The organism is Sphingomonas sp. (assembly GCF_035490575.1).
Classification (GTDB): Bacteria; Pseudomonadota; Alphaproteobacteria; order Sphingomonadales; family Sphingomonadaceae; genus Sphingomonas.
This window is the reverse complement of the sequence record NZ_DATJLI010000126.1, coordinates 1-19542: the sequence shown is the minus strand read 5'-3', so window position 1 is coordinate 19542 and position 19542 is coordinate 1. Positions and strand designations below refer to the sequence as shown.

Below are 19542 nucleotides of genomic sequence, written 5' to 3'. Positions count from 1 at the left end.
GAGTGAGTGGCGCCTTTTCACGCCTCACCACGCAGCAGGTAGCCGACGCCGCGGATCGCATGGATTTCGACGCCGGCCCCCGCGTCGGCGAGCTTCCGGCGGAGCCGTGAAATGTGCGAGTCCAAGGTGTTCGACTGGATTTCGTCATCGAAGCCGAAGACCGCTTGCTCCAATGACTCCCGCAGCACGGTCCGTCCGCGGCGCCTAATAAGCGCCGCCAGCACGCGTAGCTCGCGCCGGGGGAGATCCAGACGCTTGCCAGCGATCGTCGCTTCCTCGTTCGTGAGGTCGAAGATCAGGGAGCCGGCACGGACGTCGTCGTTCGCGAGATCGGCCGGTCGACGCCGGACGGCACGGATGCGTGCGAGCAGCTCGTCAAGCGAGAAGGGCTTGATCAGATAGTCGTCGGCACCTTCGTCCAGGCCGGCCACGCGATCGGACACGTCTCCGCGCGCACTGAGGACGATGATTGCGAGCCCGGGGTTCGACGCGCGCAGGACAGGAACGAGCGAGAGGCCATCGCCGTCCGGCAAGGTGCGATCCAGCAGCACCAACTCGAATGCGGCGAGCGCCGCCGCCTCTCGCGCCGTCGATAGTCGATCGGCGAAGTCCACCACGAAACGTTCGCGCTCAAGGGCGGCGCGCAGCGTTCCCGCCAGCTGAAGCTCGTCTTCGACAAGCAATATTCTCATCGGGAAATCTCGATCCTTCCTCGACGCCGGTCTGCGACACAAGAGCACTCAGCGTTGCAGGAAGCCGGATCGCCGATGCGAATTGCGCGAACATGGCGTTCGTCGGCACGCAAGCAACGAAGAACGAATATATGCAGCCCGCCGCTCGGATCGACGGCGGCCCCTGGAGTCGGCGAAGCGGCCGTCGTTCGCGAGCGGTGAATGACGCGCGGGTCGCCTGAGGCTTAGCTTCGATGCAGCACGTCCTGCCACTCGGGATGACGGTCGATCTGCGCCTTCGCAAAAGGGCAGAGTGGGATGATCGCGAACTTCTCCCGTCGTGCATCTTCGACGGCCTGACGAACCATCCGTTCGCCAACCCTTCGTCCGCGCAACTGGTCGGGCACGTCGGTGTGATCGATGATCACCAGCGTGTCGCTCACGCGGCTATAGGTCATCTCGGCTTCGACGCCGTCGACGATGATGTGGTAACGCCCCTTGGAGGACCCATCGTCCCGTTCCACCGCCTCCTGCGGCAACGACACCTTTGCCGACATTGTTGCTGCATCCGATGGGCGGACAACGGCAGGCCGAGCGAGCCCACTTTCCAGCATGTCGCGGTCCCACCCGCCGAGATCGGCGGCAGCTTCATAGGTCGACTGAAGAAAGTCCAGCAGCGCGGCATCCCCGTCTTCTGCCGACTGCACCGCCTCGTAGGGCAGGATGAATTCCGACAAGCCCTCATGCCAGAAGGCGGCCTCGGGCTTCACCGGCGCAAACCGATATCTGCCCGGCGCGGGATAGGCATAAGCGTAGAAAGCCGGGTAATCGATGCCGCCGCCCCCCGGCCAGAAGCCCGCCGACGAGACTTCGCGGTCATAGGCTTCCTGCGCCACATCGTCCGGCAGGGCGGGGATGCCACCGGCATGGAGTGGCGCGCGGCGTCCCGAAAAGCGTGTCACCGCGATGTCGAAGCTGCCCCAGAACAGATGGACGGGACTGCACTTGCCCAGGAAGGACGTCCGGAAACGCTTGAACACCCGATCGATCGATATGAGCGCCTGATGAAAGCGCGCCACCGCATCGCGGTCATAGGGCCGGTCGCGATGATCCTCGGCGAATGGCGTCGGGTCCGGAACTTCGTTCGGTTGCCCGTCGAAGCGTGGCGTGCCACCGAGGTCCGACACCAGACGGGTGAAATCACGGTGGAAGTCGGCGACTGTCATCGGCCGGAGGTCGAACGAGGCCGTGCGACCAGCCCCGCTAGTTCCGATCACGCGATGATCGAGAAGGTCGAACAGGATTGATATGCCTGGGCCATCATGAATGAACGAGGACGTTAGTCCGCGCGGCGTAACGTAGAAGGTCGCGTGCCAGGAATGGTTGATCCATGGCGTATGCGCCAGCCGATATTTGCCCGCGACCTGCAGATAGAGGTGCAGGGCCGAGCAGGTGTCCCGCCAGCCAAGATAGTCGAGGACAGGCCACTTCTTGGTCATTCCAGCCACCTTCGTGTCAGGCGAATGCGCTTGCCGCACCCCGATGTTCCACGACGGTTTTGCCGACCTGAGGCAGCGCGGGCTAGGTCCGTCATCTGCAACGCTGTGTCGCTAGAATGGAAACTCGGGCTCGGAGTGACCGAGAGCACAGGTGGCGTTCCGCGTTCCGCAACACAGTTCGGCAGCATGCGAGACTAAGCAAGACGTACGCCGTACCCCACAATGCGTCCAACTTCTCGTCGTGATCTCGCCGCGGCCCAGCACGCTCGTGCCACGCCGGCGTCGACATCAGGACAGGTGAAAAGGACAAGCGAATGATCGACCTTAGTGGAAAGCGCGCCCTCGTCACTGGCGGATCGCGCGGGATCGGCGCCGCGATCGCTCTGGCACTCGCCGAAAACGGTGCGGATGTGGCATTCACCTATCAGAGCTCGGCCGAGAAGGCTCGGACCGTAGCAGCCAAGATCGAGGCGACGGGGCGCCGTGCCGTAGCCATCCAGGCGGACAGTTCCGATCCCGAGGCGATTACCCGTGCCGTCGACAAGGCCGTGACCGATCTGGGTGGCATCGACATCCTCATCAACAGCGCGGCAATCGCTTACTATGCACCGGTCGCTGATCTGGACCTCGTCGAGTACCAGAAGCAGATGGATGTAAACGTGCGTGCACCGATGCTGTTCGCCAAGGCGGTGATCCCGCACCTCCGCGCCGACGGTCGCATCGTCACGATCGGCTCCGGCTTGGGTGAGCGCGTTCCGTTCGCGGGCTTGACCCCCTATGCAGTTTCAAAGGCGGCATTGACTGCGTTCACCCGCGGTCTGTCGCGCGAACTCGGACCCAACGGCATCACGGTCAATCTCGTCCAGCCGGGGTCGACCGACACCGATGCAAATCCTGCAAACGGCGATGCGGCCGACCCCCAGCGCAGCATGACCTCGCTTGGGCGTTTTGCGGAGCCGCGCGAGATCGCCAACGCTGTCGTCTTCCTGGCGAGCCCGGCGGCAGGCGTGATCACCGGCGCCATCCTGAACGCCGACGCCGGCGCCCTCGCCTGAAGCGTGACGGTCACGCCAACGCCCCATTCCCATTGCTGCCCTGAGATCATCGTGGCGGCCGTGCAAGTACTAGGAACCACTCGAGTAGCGACGGCCACACGAGGCCAACTTGAAACTCAAGTTCAGACAATGGAACATACAACATGAAGCGACTGCCTGCCGCCGCATTGCTGACGACGATAGCTCTTGCGCAGCAATCACCTGCACAGCAATCATCACCCAACACGAGCCTGGATACTGGAACGCCGCCGTCAGCACGCGCGGGCGTCACGAGCATGGACTTCGAACTCCGCGACAATCTCGTGACGCTCCCCGTGGTCATCAACGACAAACCGCAGACTGCTGTGCTGGACAGCGGGGCAGGCGCAATCGTCGTGGACGACAAAGCGGCTGCGGAGCTTAAGCTGGACGCCGCTGATTCCGACGGCGAAGTGGCTGGCGCCGGCGCGCAGGCTCAGCAGCTCCGTCCCGTCAGTCTAGCCAGCATGAGTGTTGGATCGCTTCGCTTCGAGAAAGTGGCCGGCTACGCCGTGAACCTGGAGCAGCTGTCGTCGTCCGCCGGGTACCCGATAAACGTTTTGCTCGGCGCGCCCGTTTTCAAGGATCGCGTGGTCACGGTCGACTACAAGCACAAGCGCCTCACCTTCGCCGCGCGCGGCAAGGGACCAGCTTGCAGCCGTCCCATCCCGATGGACTTCGTGCACGACATTCCCGTCGTAGTGGCCGAGCTGCGGCCGACCCCGGGCGCAGCGCCGCTCCGGCTCAGGCTGCTCGTTGACCTCGGGACTCGCCATCATGCTGTCCTTCTCGGCGGCGCATTCGCCCGGAGCGAAGCCGGTAAAGCACTGGTGCGGGCAGGCGTCCCGCAGCAGGTAGGGCATGGCACCGGCGGGGCGGTGCAAGGTAGCGTCGCCCAAACGGCGGAGCTACGCCTAGGCGCCTATCGGATTGTTGAGCCACAGGTTGCGCTCACGTCTGGAGTGGGCGCATTCGATGCCGCCGGTGTGGATGGCTCGTTGGGCGCCCCCCTCTGGAAGGAAGGGGCGATCACATTCGACTACCAAGCTAAACAGCTCTGTCTCCCCGGTTTGCCGAGCTGATGCTGGCGGAGCGACCATGCGCCGGCGCCGGAGCAGTCCAGCTCCCGACGACAGCTCGATAGGTAATCGCCGCAACACCATGGAGTGGACCACGACCCTAGATTAAGCAGCATCGATCATGTTACTCGCTCGGTAAAGGGAGGCTCATGAACCCCTTACCGAGCACAGGAGCGCGCCGCCTGTACCGGATAGCCAATCTTCTAGTCGGGTCAGGCGCCCGAACTCATGCTCGAGCGCTGTCAGGTCCGCATTGCCGGCTCCTCTGCCGGCCGCGAACAGCTGCACCGTGCGTTGCAACATTGGGTGCTGCTCCAGCAGCGTGTCGGGGAACCGCGCAAACGTGATCGGCTGCCCCAATTCCTTGCCGATCGCGGTTTGAATTTTCTCGCCGTCCAGGAGATCTCCTGCGATGTTGACCGTCCGGGCGGCAAAGCGATCACCGCGTTCGAGAATAGCGCCGACGATCTTACCGATGTCTTCGGTAGCGATGAACTCGACCGGATCCTTGGAGCCGGCAAAGAAGTGGAGGAGATCGGGTCGCGGCCAGAAATCCGGAGTCGCGAGCAGCTCCATGAACGTCGAGGGCCTGACGATCGTCCATGGGATCGAAAGCCTCCGCACATGATCCTCGATCTCGATCTTGCAGTCGAGGTTTGGAACGCCCGTCGGGCCTTGGCTGATGATGCTGGCGGACGAATAGACCAGATGCCCGACGCCGGCCTCGACGGCCAAGTCTGCCACCAGCTTGGCATAGCGGACCTCGTCCGCGTCGGTCAGGCCGGACCCGGCGCTCCCGGAATTGGGCTGGGTGCTGAAGACTCTGTCGATGCCCTTCATCGCGGCCCGGATCGAGGCAGGGTCACTATAGTCGCCACGGACCACTTCCACGCCGTAAGCGCTTAACGCTCTGGCTGCCACGCTGGCCGGATCGCGTACCAGGGCGCGAACCGATCCGCCTTTGCCGATCGCCGTCCGCGCAACCGCGCCACCCTGCCGCCCGGTCGCGCCGAAAACCAACGTCGGTCGCGCCGTCGAGGCGTTGATCGCATTCTGAATTGCCATACACCCTCGCGTCCAATTATCGCGCGACTCAGGTATACATTCTACACCAGCATACAATTACGCACCTTCAGTGTACCAAGTCACCGAGAGTATCCTGCATGCCGGCAAAATCGATCGAGGACCTTGAGCTCATCCGCTCCATTCTTGAGGAACTGACGGCGAAGTGGGCGCTGCTCGTACTTAACGCGCTTTGCGATGGCCCTGCCCGCTTCAACGCGCTCAAGCGGGCGAACCCCGGCATATCGCAAAAGGCACTTACGCAGTGCCTGCGCCGACTGGAGGCATGCGGTCTTATAGCTCGATCGGTGATCAGCATATCGCCGGTCGCAGTGGTGTACGAAGTGACACCGCTGGGGGCGTCGTTGGAACCACATACGAAAGGCATATTGGACTGGGCGATGCGTCATCGCGAAAACATCGAAGCAACCAGGCAAGCCTTCAGGAGATGTGAACCGAGCCGGTCGGGAAACGCGGGTTTAGAAGGGGTGGGCAAGAGAAGCGGCTAATGATCATGTCGGGGGCGCAGCAGCCACCAGCACCTCGGCTTTGGCCGTGACAATGTTATTGTCCCGTGCAAATTTCCGAAGCCAGTTAGGCCCTTGCGTTTCACCGACCTTGAGCAGGTAGAGTTAGCTAGGCCTGCTTGTGGATTGGCAAGCAAGCAGACAGCAGCGCGCTGCTTCGTTTCCTCGATCCTCAGCGTCGACGGTTTAGTGGGCTGTCGACATAGGCGCACGCCAGCGCCTGCACGAATAGCTCGACGCGCCCACAATAATCGACAATGCCGAGAGTGCTTGAGAGTTCGGTCGGCACGAGGATTAGTTCGCGCGGTTTCGCGGCGCGGTGATGTCAAGCTCATAAGATGTCGGTGTCGGACGATAGCGATTGAGGCCGAATCCGGTTGGCGGCTCGACATAGAAAGTGCCTAAGTTGCTTGCGCATGCGTTCGTGTCTGTTAATATGCTCCTCAGCGAGAAATCGATGTAAATCGAGCTGCGAAGTCAACTGCTTAGGAGCCGACCAGGCCTCCTCTTCTGGGCACCATTTATTGACGCTGGGTGCGTCAGTAAAGATGCCAGCAAATGGCTGGTTTCACGCAATATCTGGCTGGGCATTGCCACCCTGCCAAATGCGGCATTGCGTGGATGACCGCGTCGGGCGCGAGGGCGTGCCGTGTCGAACGCGTTTGCCGGTGCATAGCCGATGCCCCGCGCGGCTTTCGCCAGTGTGTCCAGCGATCATCGCAAAATTCACGCCATGGATCGGCTCCTGCCCAACCGCTGGCACCCAGCACCATCTCACCCCGGGACTGCCGTGGCCGGGGATTCGGGCAACATCGCGCTGGTTCGGGAAGCGAGGCCGAGAAAAAGGGCCGCCATGATCGCGCTCGGCACGCAGACACTGGCAAACGCCGTCGGCAGCATCGCTTCTCCGCCCATTGCACGGCTGATGAGCGCAACGACCGCCGGGGCGCCCGCCGCGCCGAACACCGCCGATGCAAAGGTATTGAAGCCGAGCGCAAGACCGCGGATTTCGTTCGGAATCACCATCGTCACGGCGATGACGCCGATTGTCGCCACGACCGCGCCAGCAAAAATGTGCACCACGAGCAAGCCCGCGAACGCATTGAGCGAAGCCATCAGCGGAAAGATCGAGGCCGGCGCGATCAACAGCGCGAGCAGCATGGCCGGGATCAGCACGCCCGTTCGTCCGCCCATGCGGCGACCCAACTCGGCAAGCCAGCCCCCCGCCAACGCACCCGCAATGCCGCCGACGAGCAGCACCGCGCCGAGCCACCCCGCGAACTGCCCCGGCGTCAGACCGCGACGGATGAGGAGCGGGCTGGACCAGATCGACACGGCCTGGATCGTCACCTGCGCGAAAAGCAGACCGAGCAGCAGCGGGATCAGAAAGCCGCGATACAGCCATAGCTCCGACACCGCGGTTCGCAGATTCGCGCCGTCTTGCCGCCGTTCCTGCCGCGCTGGCTCAGACACCAGCGCCAGCAGCGCGAGCAGCGCCGCACCGATGACTGCGGCGGCAAGATACAACGCCCGCCACGGCGCCACCGCGATGAAATCCCCTGCCGCCGCGGCCCGCGTCAGTGCATCAAAGGCGAGACCGCCGACCAGCACGCCGCACCCCTGCCCCAGCGCCTGACCGACCACCAGCAGGCTGGTCGACACCGAGCGCCGCTCGGGAGGGTAAAGGTCGGCGGCCATCGAGAATGCGGCGGGCACGACCAGCGCGGCGACCAGGCCAAGTGCCATTCGCCCGACGATCAGCGTTCCGAAATCCTCGGCCGTGCCGATGGTCGCAAGCGCGCCTGTCCACGCAACCAGTCCGCAGCCCAGCAGAAAGCGCCGCGAAATCCGGTCGATCATCCGCCCGGCCGGCAGCGAAGCGAAGCCGAGCGCCAGGCCATATGCAGTGCCCTGCAACAGCGCGACCTGAACGTCGCTCAGCCCTAGGTCGCGCTTCATCGGCTCGGCGAGCAGGGCGGTCAGCGTAATGTCGGTGGTAAGCACAAATCCGAGCAGCGACAGGAAGATGATGCCCGCCGCCGCCCGGCCGCGGGAGGGATAGGCTGGCTGGGCATTCGCCATCATTCGACCGACCGGCGAAAGCGCAGGCGCTGCGTGCGCCCGCTGGTGACGTATATCGCGTCGTCACGCACCTCGACCAGCAGCGCGAGCGACAGCGTGCCCGATGCACGCGCCTCCCATAGATCGGGACCGATCGGCTTAAGTTCATACGCCATGCCACCCAACGGCCCGGCGAGCGTCAATGAGGCGAGCGCGTCCCCTTGGTCCGCTGCGACCGTCGCGTTCATGGCGGTCGCGGCGTTGTGATAACGGCCAAGCAGCGGCTCGATTCGGGCGGATGCCGGGGCTTCGATGCGTTGCAGCTTCTCCGACCGGCCATATTCCGCAAGCGTGATGCTGTCGCCCGTGGCGTCGGGCATCAGGCGCATGTCGGTCGGAACGATCGGGACGCTCAGCCAGCCGTCGGGATCGCGCCGCGCGGGCAGCGTCGTGCCGTCGATGCGGATCGCCTGTTTGCCGTCCATATCCTCAAGCGCGATCCGCCGCCCGCTGTGAGCGGAATAATAGATGCCGGTGATCGGCGACGCCGGAATGTCAGGCTCGGCGGGCGGAAGGCCGGGAATGCACCGGTCGATAATGTCGTCGACCAGCCGGTGAAGGTCCAGGCTGCTCAGCCCGTTGCTCATGACGATGATGTCCAGATCGTGATCGAGCACCTTCATCATCTGGCACGACCCGCCGACGACGGCACCGGCATGGTGCAGCGTCGTCAACCCGCGCCGCCGATCGATCGTCAGTCCCAAAGCATAGCCATGGCTGCTCATCGGCGTCCGCATCGCTTGCCATGTCGCCGCGGTCCCCACGGTCGGCGCCGCCATGTGCTTCAACCAGCGGAGCATGTCGTCGACGGTCGAGACGATTCCGCCTTCGCCGCCGATCGGCACGCCGAACACCCCGCGCCGATAGCCGCCGCCCGGCGCCGGCACGTGCAGCGTCGCGCTGTTGGGAACCAGATCGGTGTCGAGCGGGCGCAGCAACGTGTCGTGCATACCAACGGGCGCGAAAATGCGCTCACGCAGAAAATCGCCGAAAGGCATCTTGCCCAGTCGGGTCACGATCTCCGCCAGCAGGACATAGGCGCCATTATTATAGCTCCACGTTGCGCCAGGCTCGAAATTGACGTCGTCCAGCGCGGCGAGCATCCGGAACTGGAATTCGGCGTCGGCCGCCACGCCCGGTCCCGCCGAATGGAGGATGAGGTCGAGGCTGTCGCGCATCCCGCTCGTATGCGCCATCAACTGCCTGACGGTCATCCGGTCGGCCCATGCGGGAAGTTCGGGCAGGACCGCGCGGGGCGTGACGTCGATCGACAACAGGCCCTGCTCGGCCAGCAACATCACGGCGAGCGCGGTGAAGTGCTTGCTGGTCGAACCGATCCGCATACGGATCGCGGGCGACAGTGCGACGGGCAGTTCGACGCTCGCCATGCCGACGCCGCGCCGATAAAGCGGCTGGCCGCGCAGCGCGACGCCGACGGCGAAGCCGGGCCGGTCGGTCCGGTCATGGGGCGCAAGCAGCGCGTCGATCGCAGCGGGTTCGACCTTTGCTTGTGTCACGGCGTTTCCTCGACAGATATTCGGTCATAGGTCAGCTCGACGGCGCTCACCGATACAAGCGCGCGGATCTTTTCGGCAACAATCGCGGCGCGATGCGGATCGATACCGTCCTGGACAATCGCCAGCGTCACCATGTCCCCAAGCCTGTGCATCCGAAGGTCGACCGGGACGAGTCCGAGCTGGGCAACCAGGCCGACGACCCGGTTGAGAAGGCCGGGTCCGGCCTCTCCGACCACTTCGAAACGGGCGACGCCGGTTTCCAGATCACGCGCCCCCCGCCACGGTCGCCGACTGCGCCGCCGCGATCACGCGCAGCAGGTTTCCGCTCCACAACTTCGCCAGAGCATCTTCGGACAGGCCGCGCGCCATCAGCCGTTCGGTGATTGCGGGCAGCACGGTGATGTCGGCCATGCCCGGAAAGCCGCCGCCGCCGTCCCAGTCCGCGCCGATGCCGACATGGTCGATGCCCGCGACATCGATGACATGGCACAGGGCGTCGACAAACGTGTCGAGGCTGGCCCGCCACATCGGCTCCACCATGTCGAGCGCGGCCCATCGCCGCGCGAGATCCGCCTGTTCGTCAGGCGCGAGATCAGAGATGCGGCCATGCAGATCGAACAGTCGCGCCCGCTCCGGCCCGGCGTGCATGTCGGACAGGAAGATCGTGGCGAAACAGGCGACGCCCCCTGTCCGGGCGAGCGCGCGCAATCGCCCGTCATCGATGTTGCGCGGCGTGTCGTGGATCGCACGCGAACCCGAGTGAGACAGCACGATCGGCGCAACCGAGCCGTCGATGATGGCATCGAACGCCGCATCGGAGGCGTGGCTGGCGTCGATCACCATCCCCAGCCGGTTCATTTTGCCGACCCACTGCGCGCCCAGCGGACTGAGGCCGCCCCAGCGCGCGGCATCGGTCGCGGAATCGGCAAGCTGGTTGGCCCGCGAATGCACGAGGCCGGCCATCCGCACGCCCGCCCGGTGGAACTCGTCGAGCAGGTCGAGATCCTCGCCCAGGAAATAGCAGTTCTCGATGCTCTTGAACGCGATGCGCCGGCCTTCGCCGTGCAGACGGCGTGCATCGTCGGCGGTCGTCGCGAGTTCGATGCGATCGGGATAGGCGGCAAGCACCGCGTCGATCTCGCCGGATCGCCGGTGCGCGGCGGCGAGCGCTGCGGCATAACCCGCCATATCAAGCGCGCCCTGCCTGACATAGGTGACGAAAAAGCCGCCCGACAGATTGCCGTCCTCCATGCGCGGCAAGTCCACCTGCGCGACATCGGTCGCGAGCGCATGGCGCTCTCCGAAACGCCACCCGGCCCGAGCGAAATGGACCGGTGCATCCAGATGCGCGTCGAGCGTCAGCAATCGGCGGTGAAGCGCGGCGCCCGGCGTCATTGCGATGCCGTGGGCGTGAAGAGCAGGTCGTGATAATCCCAGCTGAAATCGGCGATGGGCGACACTGCCTTCATCGTGACACGATCGACCTTGCCCTGTGCATCCAGCGCGAAGGTGACAAAGGCAGGCTCAATCGCCGGATCCTCGAAACGGGTGACGAAGCTGTCATACTGATAATGCTCCAGCCGCCCCGTCATGCGCGGCGTCGAGCGGAAATCGATGTTCAGCCCGTCCGGCCCCTCGGCAACAACGATGTCGCCATACCATGGGTCCGAATAGGTGCCGGCATAACGCACGAGTGACAGCGACGGGCCGACCGCAACCGGCGCTGTCCGGTCCTTCGCCAGCGTCGCCAGCGCCTTTTCCACCGCATCGCGTCGATAGGCGATCCAGCGCGCGGGCCAGTCCACGCGCGGCAAGCCCAGATAATGGTCCAGCAATTCGTGCATCAGCCCGCGGACGAGTTCACCGTCCTCGCTGTTGATCGTGATCGCGAAGCCGACATCGCGATCAGGGATCAGCACCACGGCCGCCTTGAAGCCGAACACCGCGCCGCCGTGCCAGACGATGCGCGCGCCCCGATAATCCTCCACGTCCCAGCCCAGCGCGTAGAGCGAATAGGCGGGTTGCGCCAAAGCCAGCGACGCGGGCAGCGGCGAGATTGGCTGGATCACCTGCGGCTGCCACGTCTCTGCATGGGTCGCCGCGCTGAACAACCGTTCGCCGCCGGGCAGGCGCCCCTGCGCCAGCTGCAGCGACAGCCACTTCGCCAGATCATTCGCGCTGGACGAAAGCCCGCCGGCGGGCGCGGCGCTGGCGGCGAGTTCGTCGCGCTCGTCCAGGACAATCTGATCCCCCGCACCGCGCAGTCCACCGTTCAGCCGGGCGTGTGGCTGTGCCCGATTGGGCGTGGCGAAGCGCGTGACGCTCTCCGTCGTCGTCCGCGCCATGCCGGCCGGTGCGAGCACCGCCGTGCGAACATAATCCTCCCACCGCTGGCCGGTTACTTCCTCGATCAACTGCCCCGCCACCATGTAGAGCACGTTGTCATAGGCGTATCCGCTGCGAAAGCTGGTGGCGGGCTTGAGGAAACGCAGGCGTCGGACCGCCTCGCGCCGGGAAAGGTTGCTGCGCGGCACGAACAACAGGTCACCCTGGCCCAGCCCCAGACCACTGCGATGGACGAGCAGGTCGCGGATCGTGATTTCCCGCGTGACCCATGGGTCATACATGCGAAACCATGGCAGATGATCGATGACGGGATCGTCCCAGCCGATCTTGCCAGCATCCACCAACGTCGCGAGCGCCGCCACCGTGAATGCCTTGCCCGTCGATCCGGTCGGGAAGATCGTGTCGGCGTCGACCGGCTGGCTGCTGCCAAGCCGCCGCACGCCCCAACCGCGCGCCAGCGTCGTTCGCCCTTTCTCGACCACGGCGATCGCCAGGCCGGGCACCCCGGTCGCGCGCCGCAGCGCCTCGACCCGCTCGGCAAAGCGCGCCGGTGGTTCGGCCAGCGCCGTCCCGGAAAGCGCGGCCAGCGCCGTGCCCGCAAGGATCAGCCGGATCAGCCATCGCTGCTTCATATCCGGCACGCGTCCAACAGCCGGTCGAAGGCTTCACCGCCCCGGATCGGGTCGGCGACAGGCAGGCCGATGCGTTGAGCGGTATCGTTGATGACCGCTTCGGCGTCGAGCGCGCTCAGACTTGCGGTGTTGAGGCTGACGCCGGCGCAGCGGATGGCCGGGTTCGTCACGCGCCCGAGCAGGGTCGTCTGTTCAATGACATCGCCGATCGTCGGCAAGGCGCAACCGGGATGGCCCAGGATTTCGCGGCGGCCGGGCTGGTGGCAGACGACAAACAGGTCGGGTTGGCTGCCATGAAGCAGGCCCAGCGATACGGCGGCGTAAGCAGGGTGGAACAGCGATCCCTGCCCCTCGATCACGTCGAGATGATCGGCCGGCGCATCGGGACTGAGCATCTCGGCCGCCCCGGCGACGAAATCCGCGACCACGGCGTCGATCGGCATCCCGTGCCCCGCGATCATGATCCCCGTCTGCCCCGTCGCACGAAAGGTCACGGCATGTCCCCGGACGCGCAGCGCACGCGCGATCGACAGCGCGGCATATTTCTTTCCCAGCGCACAGTCGGTGCCGACCGTCAGCAAGCGCTGCCCCGTGCGACGTCGCCCGCTGGCGACCGGAATGCCGTCGGGGGGCACGCGCACATCGACCAACCGTCGCCCGTGCCGGTTCGCGGCCGCCGCCAGCCGCGGAATCTCGGCCAGACGCGAATGCATCCCCGACACGATGTCCAGCCCCGCCGCCAGCGCTTCCTCAAGCGCGGTGATCCAGGCATCGGGGATCACCCCGCCGCGATTGGCGACGCCGATGACAAGTCCGCGCGCGCCGCGCGCCACTGCATCCGCGAAGCCCAGCCGGGGCAAGCCCGTCGTCACGGCGGCGTTCGGCAATGCATATTCCCCGACGCATCGATCGCGCGCCCAATCGCGCAGGCCGAAAGCGGTCTTGGCATATCCTGGCTCGGTCGTGTCCCCCAGGAACAACAGATAAGGCGAAGGCAACGGGTTCGAACCGGGCTGCACCGTCTCGCCCTCTGCCGATTGATACGCTGTGGCCATCGCTCAGAAACCCGCAGTCAGGCTCAGCCCGACGGTGCGTGGCCGCGTCACCCCGACCGCAGCCGCCCCGCCGGGATAATTGGCGACACCACTGGCGATCGGCGCGATAACCGCGGTGATCCCGCGCGCATCGGTCACGTTGCGGACATATGCCTGCAGGATGAAACGATCGAAATCCAGGCTCGCGCGCAGGTCGATCGTCTCATAAGCGGGAATACGCGGAAACCGGTCATATGCCGCGAGATAGGTGGCGTCGTAATTGCCGGTCTGCCCCGAAACCGAACGGATGCTGCCGCCGACCGACGCCTCGACATCGCCGCCCAGCGCCCATTGATAGTCCGAATTGATGCCGACCGTGTAACGCGGCGTGAAGGGAAGCGCATCGCCCCGCACCGCGCCCAGCAGTTGCGGATCGGTATCCTCGGCCAGGACCGCGCGATTATAGGCGCCGTTGATCGTCGTCACGAAGCCGCGCACGGGGCGGATCGTCGCGGTAAACTCCGCGCCGTCGATATCCGCCGAAGCGCCGTTCACATTCGCCCCGAAGCCCTCGACCACGGCCAGCAGTTGAATGTCGCTCCAGTCGATATGATAAAGCGCTGCCTCCAGCCCGAAGGTGCCGTTGGCCGTCTCACCCTTGAAACCGATTTCATAACTGGTCACTTCGTCGGGCGCGAACGTCACCGGAAAATCAGCCGGCGCGCCGGGGGGCACGACATTCGGCCCGCCCGGCCGATACCCCTTGGCGACGCGCGCATAGACATTGGCATTGTCGCTGAAACGCAGCTTCGGCGCGATCGAATAGGTAAAAACGTCGTCCGACGACTGTCCCGCATAGGTCTCGGTCGCACCGAGCAGGCCGAAGCCCGTGTTGAGCGAAGTCTGGTCATTATGGCTGTAGCGGCCACCCAGGTCGAGGTCGAAGCGGCTGCCCAGATGGATTGTCGCATTGGCGAAACCGGCATATTCCTCATAGGTCGAGGCGGTCGTCGCGCCGCCCAGCCCGCCGATCTCGGTCAGGTAGGGACGCACGTTCAGCGTGCCGGCATCGACCGCGTCGATGACCTGATCGATCAGCGCCTCTTCATGCGTGTAATAGCCGCCGACGAGCCATTCGATCGTCCCGCCGGGCGCGCCCGCCAGGCGCAGTTCCTGCGTCCATTTGCGGTTGCTGGTGGTCTGGCGAAGCATCGCGTCGGCATTGTCGAGCGCCGGCAGCCCGAAAGCCGGTGCGAACAGGTCGATCACGTTGTTGATGAACACCGTCTGGTCATCACGCCGCCGCTGCCGCTGCACGCTGCGGCTGGTCGAGGAGGTCAGCGACCCGAAGCCGAGGTCGTAGTCGATGAGGAGGTTGTAGAGTCGGTATTCGACATTGCTGTAGGCCGGCACATATTGCGACTGCGTCAGTCCGCCATAAAGCGGGTCGAGCGTGAACGGGTCCGTCTCCACGCGAGTGGGTGCATCGACCTCGATATTCTGGAGGAGCGCGCTCGCGCGGATTTCCAGCGCGTCGCTCGGCGTCCAGAGCACCGATGCCCGCCCGCCATAGGTGCGATAGTCGTTGATGTCGTAATGAACATCCGACCCGGCAATGCCCACCGAATCGATGAACCCGCCCTGACGGCGATAGGTGCCCGAAGCGCGCACGGCGAGCGTGCTGCCGAGCGGCACGTTGATGAGGGCATTGCCCTGATAGGACGGATCGCCGCCCTCCGTGAACTCCACCGCTCCCCGCGCGCGCGCCTCGAACGCGGTGGGGTCGGGCGCATTGGTGACATATTTGACGAGGCCGCCGAGGGAGCTTGCGCCATACAGCGTTCCCTGCGGACCGCGCAGCACCTCGACACGGGCAATGTCGAAGGTGTCGAAGTCGCCCGCCAGTGCCGCGCCATTGGCAAGACCGCTTGACGATCCGAACGGCGTCTCGTCGAGATAGACCGAAACCGTTGAGGCGACGCCGCCGGTATTGACGCCGCGCAGGACCAGCCGCCCCTCGCCCGGGGTGCTTTGAACGAGCTGGAGCGCGGGAACGTTGTTCAGGTAATCGGCAATATTGTTGACCGCCTGCGCCTCAAGCATCGCGCCGGTCACGACCGAAACCGACTGCGGCACCTCGATCAGCGACTGCTCGCGCTTTTGCGCGGTGACGATGATGTCGTCGCCAGCGGTCGCGCGTCCGGCACGCACGGCGGGGGCCGGGCTGCCACGTTCGGGACTGGCGTCCTGATCGACAGGTGCCTCCTGCGCGGCGGCAGGCGTCGCGGCCAGGGCAAGCCCCGCGCTTGAGATGAAAAGAGCCGTCTTCATCATGATAAAGCTCCCGGTTGGAAGCGAACGCGCCCGAACCCGCTCGCGGCGCCTGAACGTTTCTGTTTAGAGACTATTGTCTCAATCGGAGAAATGTCAAAGGGTTTCTGGTCGATCGCGATCCAGTTCGACATCGGTCACGAAACCGTCGAGCGAGCGCAGCAGCAAGCCGGCGGTTACGGCAATCGCGGCCAACAGGCCGAAATAGGCAGCGGGGGTCATGTGGCTCCACAAGGTGCCGACCAGCCCGGCAGTAAGGCTACCGGTGAAAATCGCCAGGAACCATGCCGCCACCGTCGTTGCCCCGTGCCCGGGCGGGGCCAGCCGCGCGAACAGGCCGAGGCCGGTGGGCAGGATGAACAATTCCCCCAGCGTCAACGCCATGAAGAACAGGACCAGCCACGGCCAGCCAACCCCGCCGCCCGCCACCGCCGATAATATGGCCAGCAACGCAAAGGCGCCCGCGACGATCAGCGCGCCGATCGCCATCCGGCGAACCGATGACTGGACCAGTCCCCGTTCGGAACGCCGTCGCCACCAGGCAAGCAGCAGCGGCGTGAGCAGCATCACGAACAACGGATTGAGCGATTGGAACCACGTCATCGGAATGTCCCAGTCGCCCAGCCGGCGATCGACGCCGGTATCGGTCCACAACGCGACGGTATTGCCGACTTGCTCATATGCGCCGCGAAATACCGTCACGGCCAGCGCCACCGCCGCCAGCGCCGTCACCATCCGTCGGTCGAAGCGGGATTGCGTGCGCGTGCGATCGACGCCCGCGCGCGCGACCGACACCTCTGGCGGCAGGTAGCGCTGTCCCCAGACATAGACGATCAGGCCCGCGACCATGCCGATACCGGCGGCGCCAAATCCCCAATGCCATCCCAGCGTTTCGCCCAGCGTTCCGCAGATGATCGGCGCCAGGAAGCCGCCGACATTCACCCCGACATAATAGACGTTGTAGGCCCATCCCCGCCGGGGATCGCCGGCCGAATAGAGACTGTCGATCTGGCTCGGCAAACTGGGCAGGAACAGCCCGTTGCCGATCGCGATCGTCGCGAGCGCGACATAGAGCATCGGCTCGAACGCCATCATGAAATGGCCCGCGGCCATGATCGATCCGCCGATCAGGATCGCGCGCCGGCGGCCAAGATACCGATCGGCCAGAATGCCGCCCAAGATCGGCGTGAAATAGGCGCACCCCGTATAGGCGCCGTAAACGAAGGACGACCAACCCTGATCGAACAGCAATTCCTTGGTCATGTAATAGACCAGCAGGGCGCGCATACCGTAGTAGGAGAATTGCTCCCACATGTTGGTAAGGAACAGGATGGTCAGACCGCGCGGCTGACCGAACCAGGTCTGCTCGACAGGCGTCGCTTCACTCATTCGCCAACTGCCTGGGCCGAACCCCAGACTTCGGGACCGGCAAAGAGGTTGCCATTTTCATACACTACCGATGGGGTGCGGTCGGCGGCAAGAAAGGTCGGGCCGTCCAGATCAACAAGGTCGGCAATCTGCCCGAGCACGAATCCCGGTGCGGTCGCCAGGCTCGTCCCGATCATCGTGCCGACCATGACGCCCAGTCCGAGCCGCCGCGCCTCGGCCGCCATCATCAATCCCTCGGTCAGGCCGCCGCACTTGTCGAGCTTGATATTGACGATGTCGAACCGTCCCGGCGCCGATACTAGATCATCGAGCGACAACAGGCTCTCGTCGCCCGCGATCGGCATTTCCGAAACAAAGCCCTCAAGCTCGGCTTCCCTGCCCCGCGCCAGCGGCTGCTCCAGCAATGCAACGCCATGACCCAGCAATCCGTCGACCAGCGCGTCCAGATCGTCGCGGACGAAGCCCTGATTGCCATCGACGCCCAGCCACGCGTCGGGGCGTGCCGCGCGGATCGCGGCGACGCGGGCAAGGTCGAGCGGCAGTTGCCCCGTCAGCTTGATCTTGATCGATCTCGCCTGGGCATAGCCGGTGGCGCGGGCCGCCATTCGTTCGGGGGTGTCGGCGCTGATGGTGAAGGTGGTGCGGATCGGCCTTGGCGGCTCGAGACCGGCGAGCGCCCAGACGGGCAGGCCTTCACGCGATGCCTCAAGCTCCCACAGCGCCGCGTCGACGGCGTTGCGGGCACCGCCCGGAGGCAGGATCGCGCGCAGCTCCCCCCGGCTCGGCCCCGCCTCGATCGCCGGGCGCGCCCGTTCGATGACGCGGCGCATATGGTCGGGATCATCACCGAGATAATAGACCCCGGCCGCCTCACCGCGTCCGCGATATGTGCCGTCCGACAGCGTGACGACGAGCACGTCGGCGGTTTCGAACACATAGCCGGCAATCGCGAACGGTTCGGCCAGCCGCAGCCTCTGAACCATCGTGCCGAGCAGAAGCGCGGCCATCAATAGCCTACCGTCAGGGCGAGGACATTGAACATGAGCGCGATGTAGAGAACCACCAGCGCCGCCAGCAGCAGCAATATGCTCCACAGCTTTGCGGGCCACCGCCGGTCGCTTCGCCATGTCGTCCACGCGTTCCACCCGGCGACGCCCACCATGCCGAAGAACACGATCGCGCCGAGCAGCTTGAGCGCCCAGAGCATCCATTCAGTCCCCGCACTCGCCAATTCGAGTTGCGAGAAGATCACGAGGACGAACGCCGCCCATGCGGCAAGCGTCAGCACCTCAGCCCACGCCATTACCCGCACCGCGCGATAGGCCCGCCGCGCATTGCCCTGGACCTTGAGGGGGGCGGCGTAGCGGCGGCGGATGAACCAGGTTGCGGGCCAGTGCAGCGCGGTCAGCAACAGGATCGCAAGGCTCGCATAAAGCGCCGGCAGCAGCCATGCCGAGGATATCGCGGCGGGAACCGGATCGAACACCATGAAGGGCGAAACCATGTCGAAGCTCCAGCGAACGACGCGGCCATTCTCGACCTGCGCCGCCAGCCGGTCCTCTCCATTCAGGTCACGCCAGACAAAGGGCGCGATTTCCACCCATTTCTGAACGCCGCCGCCGGGACCGGTCAGCGACGGGATGGTCAGGCTGCCGTCATCGCCCACGCCGACCGCCGTCTGGCCGAACAGGTTGAGGATCGCGGGAAAGTTCGATTCGGAACGGCGGCTGTTCTGCCACAGGCCCGTCATCATCCGCGCATGTTCGGCCGCCGTGCGCGCATCGACGCGACCGTCGCGACCGCGCGCGGGGAAATAGCGGTCGGCAAAGTCATGGAACAACTGGCCACGCACTCGCTGCGCCGCGCCATCGCGTCCGCCGCTGTTGAACGAGACATACAGCCCGACGCCTTCATTCAGGAACAGGTGCAGCGAGGTGTGAAAGGCCTGAAGGTCGCCCAGATGCGCGATCACCTGTCGCCCGTTGACGTTGGTTTCGAAAAAGCCAAGCTCCATCCGGTTGAGCGGCGGGATGAGCGCGCGGGCATTCATCGCCCCGGCAGGGCTGTCATGCATCATCCGCGCCGTTTCCGGCCGCATCAGTCCCCGCCCGCCGGCAAGATGCGCGGCCATGAACTTCGCCATGTCGAGGCCCGAGGCGGAAAGCGACCCCGCAGGTGCGGGTCCCACAATTTCGAACCCCTTGGCCTCTCCCGACGCGAGCGGCTGGCCCGTCGCCATCAGCGGACGAAGCGCGGGTGGC

The 19542-nt window shown here is 65.1% G+C and carries 15 protein-coding genes and 1 pseudogene; 3 read left to right on the top strand and 13 right to left on the bottom strand.

Going from position 1 to position 19542, the window contains the following annotated elements; genetic code table 11:
- Positions 1-17: 17 nt before the first annotated feature.
- Together VL973_RS09530 and VL973_RS09525 are read right to left on the bottom strand one after the other, a co-directional pair.
- On the bottom strand, positions 18-692 hold the full coding sequence (locus VL973_RS09530; protein ID WP_325283786.1) for a response regulator transcription factor: 675 nt from the start codon (positions 690-692) through the stop codon (positions 18-20).
- A 224-nt stretch (positions 693-916) separates the two neighbouring features.
- Positions 917-2170 carry a DUF5996 family protein gene (locus VL973_RS09525; RefSeq protein WP_325283785.1) on the bottom strand — a complete coding sequence of 418 codons (1254 nt, stop codon included), beginning with the start codon at positions 2168-2170 and terminating at the stop codon, positions 917-919.
- A 314-nt stretch (positions 2171-2484) separates the two neighbouring features.
- Here VL973_RS09525 and VL973_RS09520 point away from each other — a divergent pair, with 314 nt between their 5' ends.
- On the top strand, positions 2485-3225 hold the full coding sequence (locus VL973_RS09520; protein ID WP_325283784.1) for an SDR family NAD(P)-dependent oxidoreductase: 741 nt from the start codon (positions 2485-2487) through the stop codon (positions 3223-3225).
- A 143-nt stretch (positions 3226-3368) separates the two neighbouring features.
- Positions 3369-4325, top strand: coding sequence for a retropepsin-like aspartic protease (locus VL973_RS09515; RefSeq protein ID WP_325283783.1), 957 nt, complete (start codon positions 3369-3371; stop codon positions 4323-4325).
- Between the two features lie 144 nt (positions 4326-4469).
- Here VL973_RS09515 and VL973_RS09510 read toward each other — a convergent pair whose 3' ends face one another.
- Positions 4470-5387, bottom strand: coding sequence for an NmrA/HSCARG family protein (locus VL973_RS09510; protein WP_325283782.1), 918 nt, complete (start codon positions 5385-5387; stop codon positions 4470-4472).
- A gap of 98 nt (positions 5388-5485) precedes the next feature.
- Here VL973_RS09510 and VL973_RS09505 point away from each other — a divergent pair, with 98 nt between their 5' ends.
- A complete protein-coding gene (locus tag VL973_RS09505) occupies positions 5486-5893 on the top strand; it encodes a winged helix-turn-helix transcriptional regulator (RefSeq protein ID WP_325283781.1) in 408 nt (135 codons plus the stop codon).
- A 792-nt stretch (positions 5894-6685) separates the two neighbouring features.
- Here the strand turns inward: VL973_RS09505 and VL973_RS09500 are convergent.
- The 10 genes and pseudogenes from VL973_RS09500 to VL973_RS09455 all read right to left on the bottom strand — a co-directional run.
- Positions 6686-7996, bottom strand: coding sequence for an MFS transporter (locus tag VL973_RS09500; RefSeq protein WP_325283780.1), 1311 nt, complete (start codon positions 7994-7996; stop codon positions 6686-6688).
- The gene (locus VL973_RS09495; protein WP_325283779.1) at positions 7993-9549 is read right to left on the bottom strand and encodes a serine hydrolase domain-containing protein; all 1557 of its coding nucleotides are present in this window, start codon (positions 9547-9549) and stop codon (positions 7993-7995) included. Before VL973_RS09495 ends, VL973_RS09500 begins: the two co-directional genes overlap by 4 nt.
- Positions 9546-9701 (bottom strand): hypothetical protein, encoded by a 156-nt coding sequence (locus VL973_RS09490; protein WP_325283778.1) that lies wholly within the window; start codon positions 9699-9701, stop codon positions 9546-9548. Before VL973_RS09490 ends, VL973_RS09495 begins: the two co-directional genes overlap by 4 nt.
- A gap of 112 nt (positions 9702-9813) precedes the next feature.
- A complete protein-coding gene (locus VL973_RS09485; protein WP_325283777.1) occupies positions 9814-10944 on the bottom strand; it encodes a dipeptidase in 1131 nt (376 codons plus the stop codon).
- The gene (locus VL973_RS09480; protein ID WP_325283776.1) at positions 10941-12527 is read right to left on the bottom strand and encodes a serine hydrolase; all 1587 of its coding nucleotides are present in this window, start codon (positions 12525-12527) and stop codon (positions 10941-10943) included. The genes VL973_RS09485 and VL973_RS09480 overlap by 4 nt, the downstream gene beginning before the upstream one ends.
- Positions 12524-13582, bottom strand: coding sequence for an N-acetyltransferase DgcN family protein (locus tag VL973_RS09475; RefSeq protein ID WP_325283775.1), 1059 nt, complete (start codon positions 13580-13582; stop codon positions 12524-12526). Before VL973_RS09475 ends, VL973_RS09480 begins: the two co-directional genes overlap by 4 nt.
- Positions 13583-13585: 3 nt before the next feature.
- Positions 13586-15895 (bottom strand): TonB-dependent receptor, encoded by a 2310-nt coding sequence (locus tag VL973_RS09470; RefSeq protein ID WP_325283774.1) that lies wholly within the window; start codon positions 15893-15895, stop codon positions 13586-13588.
- Positions 15896-15988: 93 nt separating this feature from the next.
- A complete protein-coding gene (locus VL973_RS09465) occupies positions 15989-17281 on the bottom strand; it encodes a peptide MFS transporter (protein WP_325283773.1) in 1293 nt (430 codons plus the stop codon).
- Positions 17278-18288, bottom strand: a complete 1011-nt coding sequence (locus tag VL973_RS09460; protein ID WP_325283772.1) for a dipeptide epimerase — start codon at positions 18286-18288, stop codon at positions 17278-17280. Before VL973_RS09460 ends, VL973_RS09465 begins: the two co-directional genes overlap by 4 nt.
- Positions 18288-19542: pseudogene (locus VL973_RS09455) on the bottom strand (serine hydrolase); the annotation flags it as partial. The gene VL973_RS09460 and the pseudogene VL973_RS09455, both read right to left, overlap by 1 nt.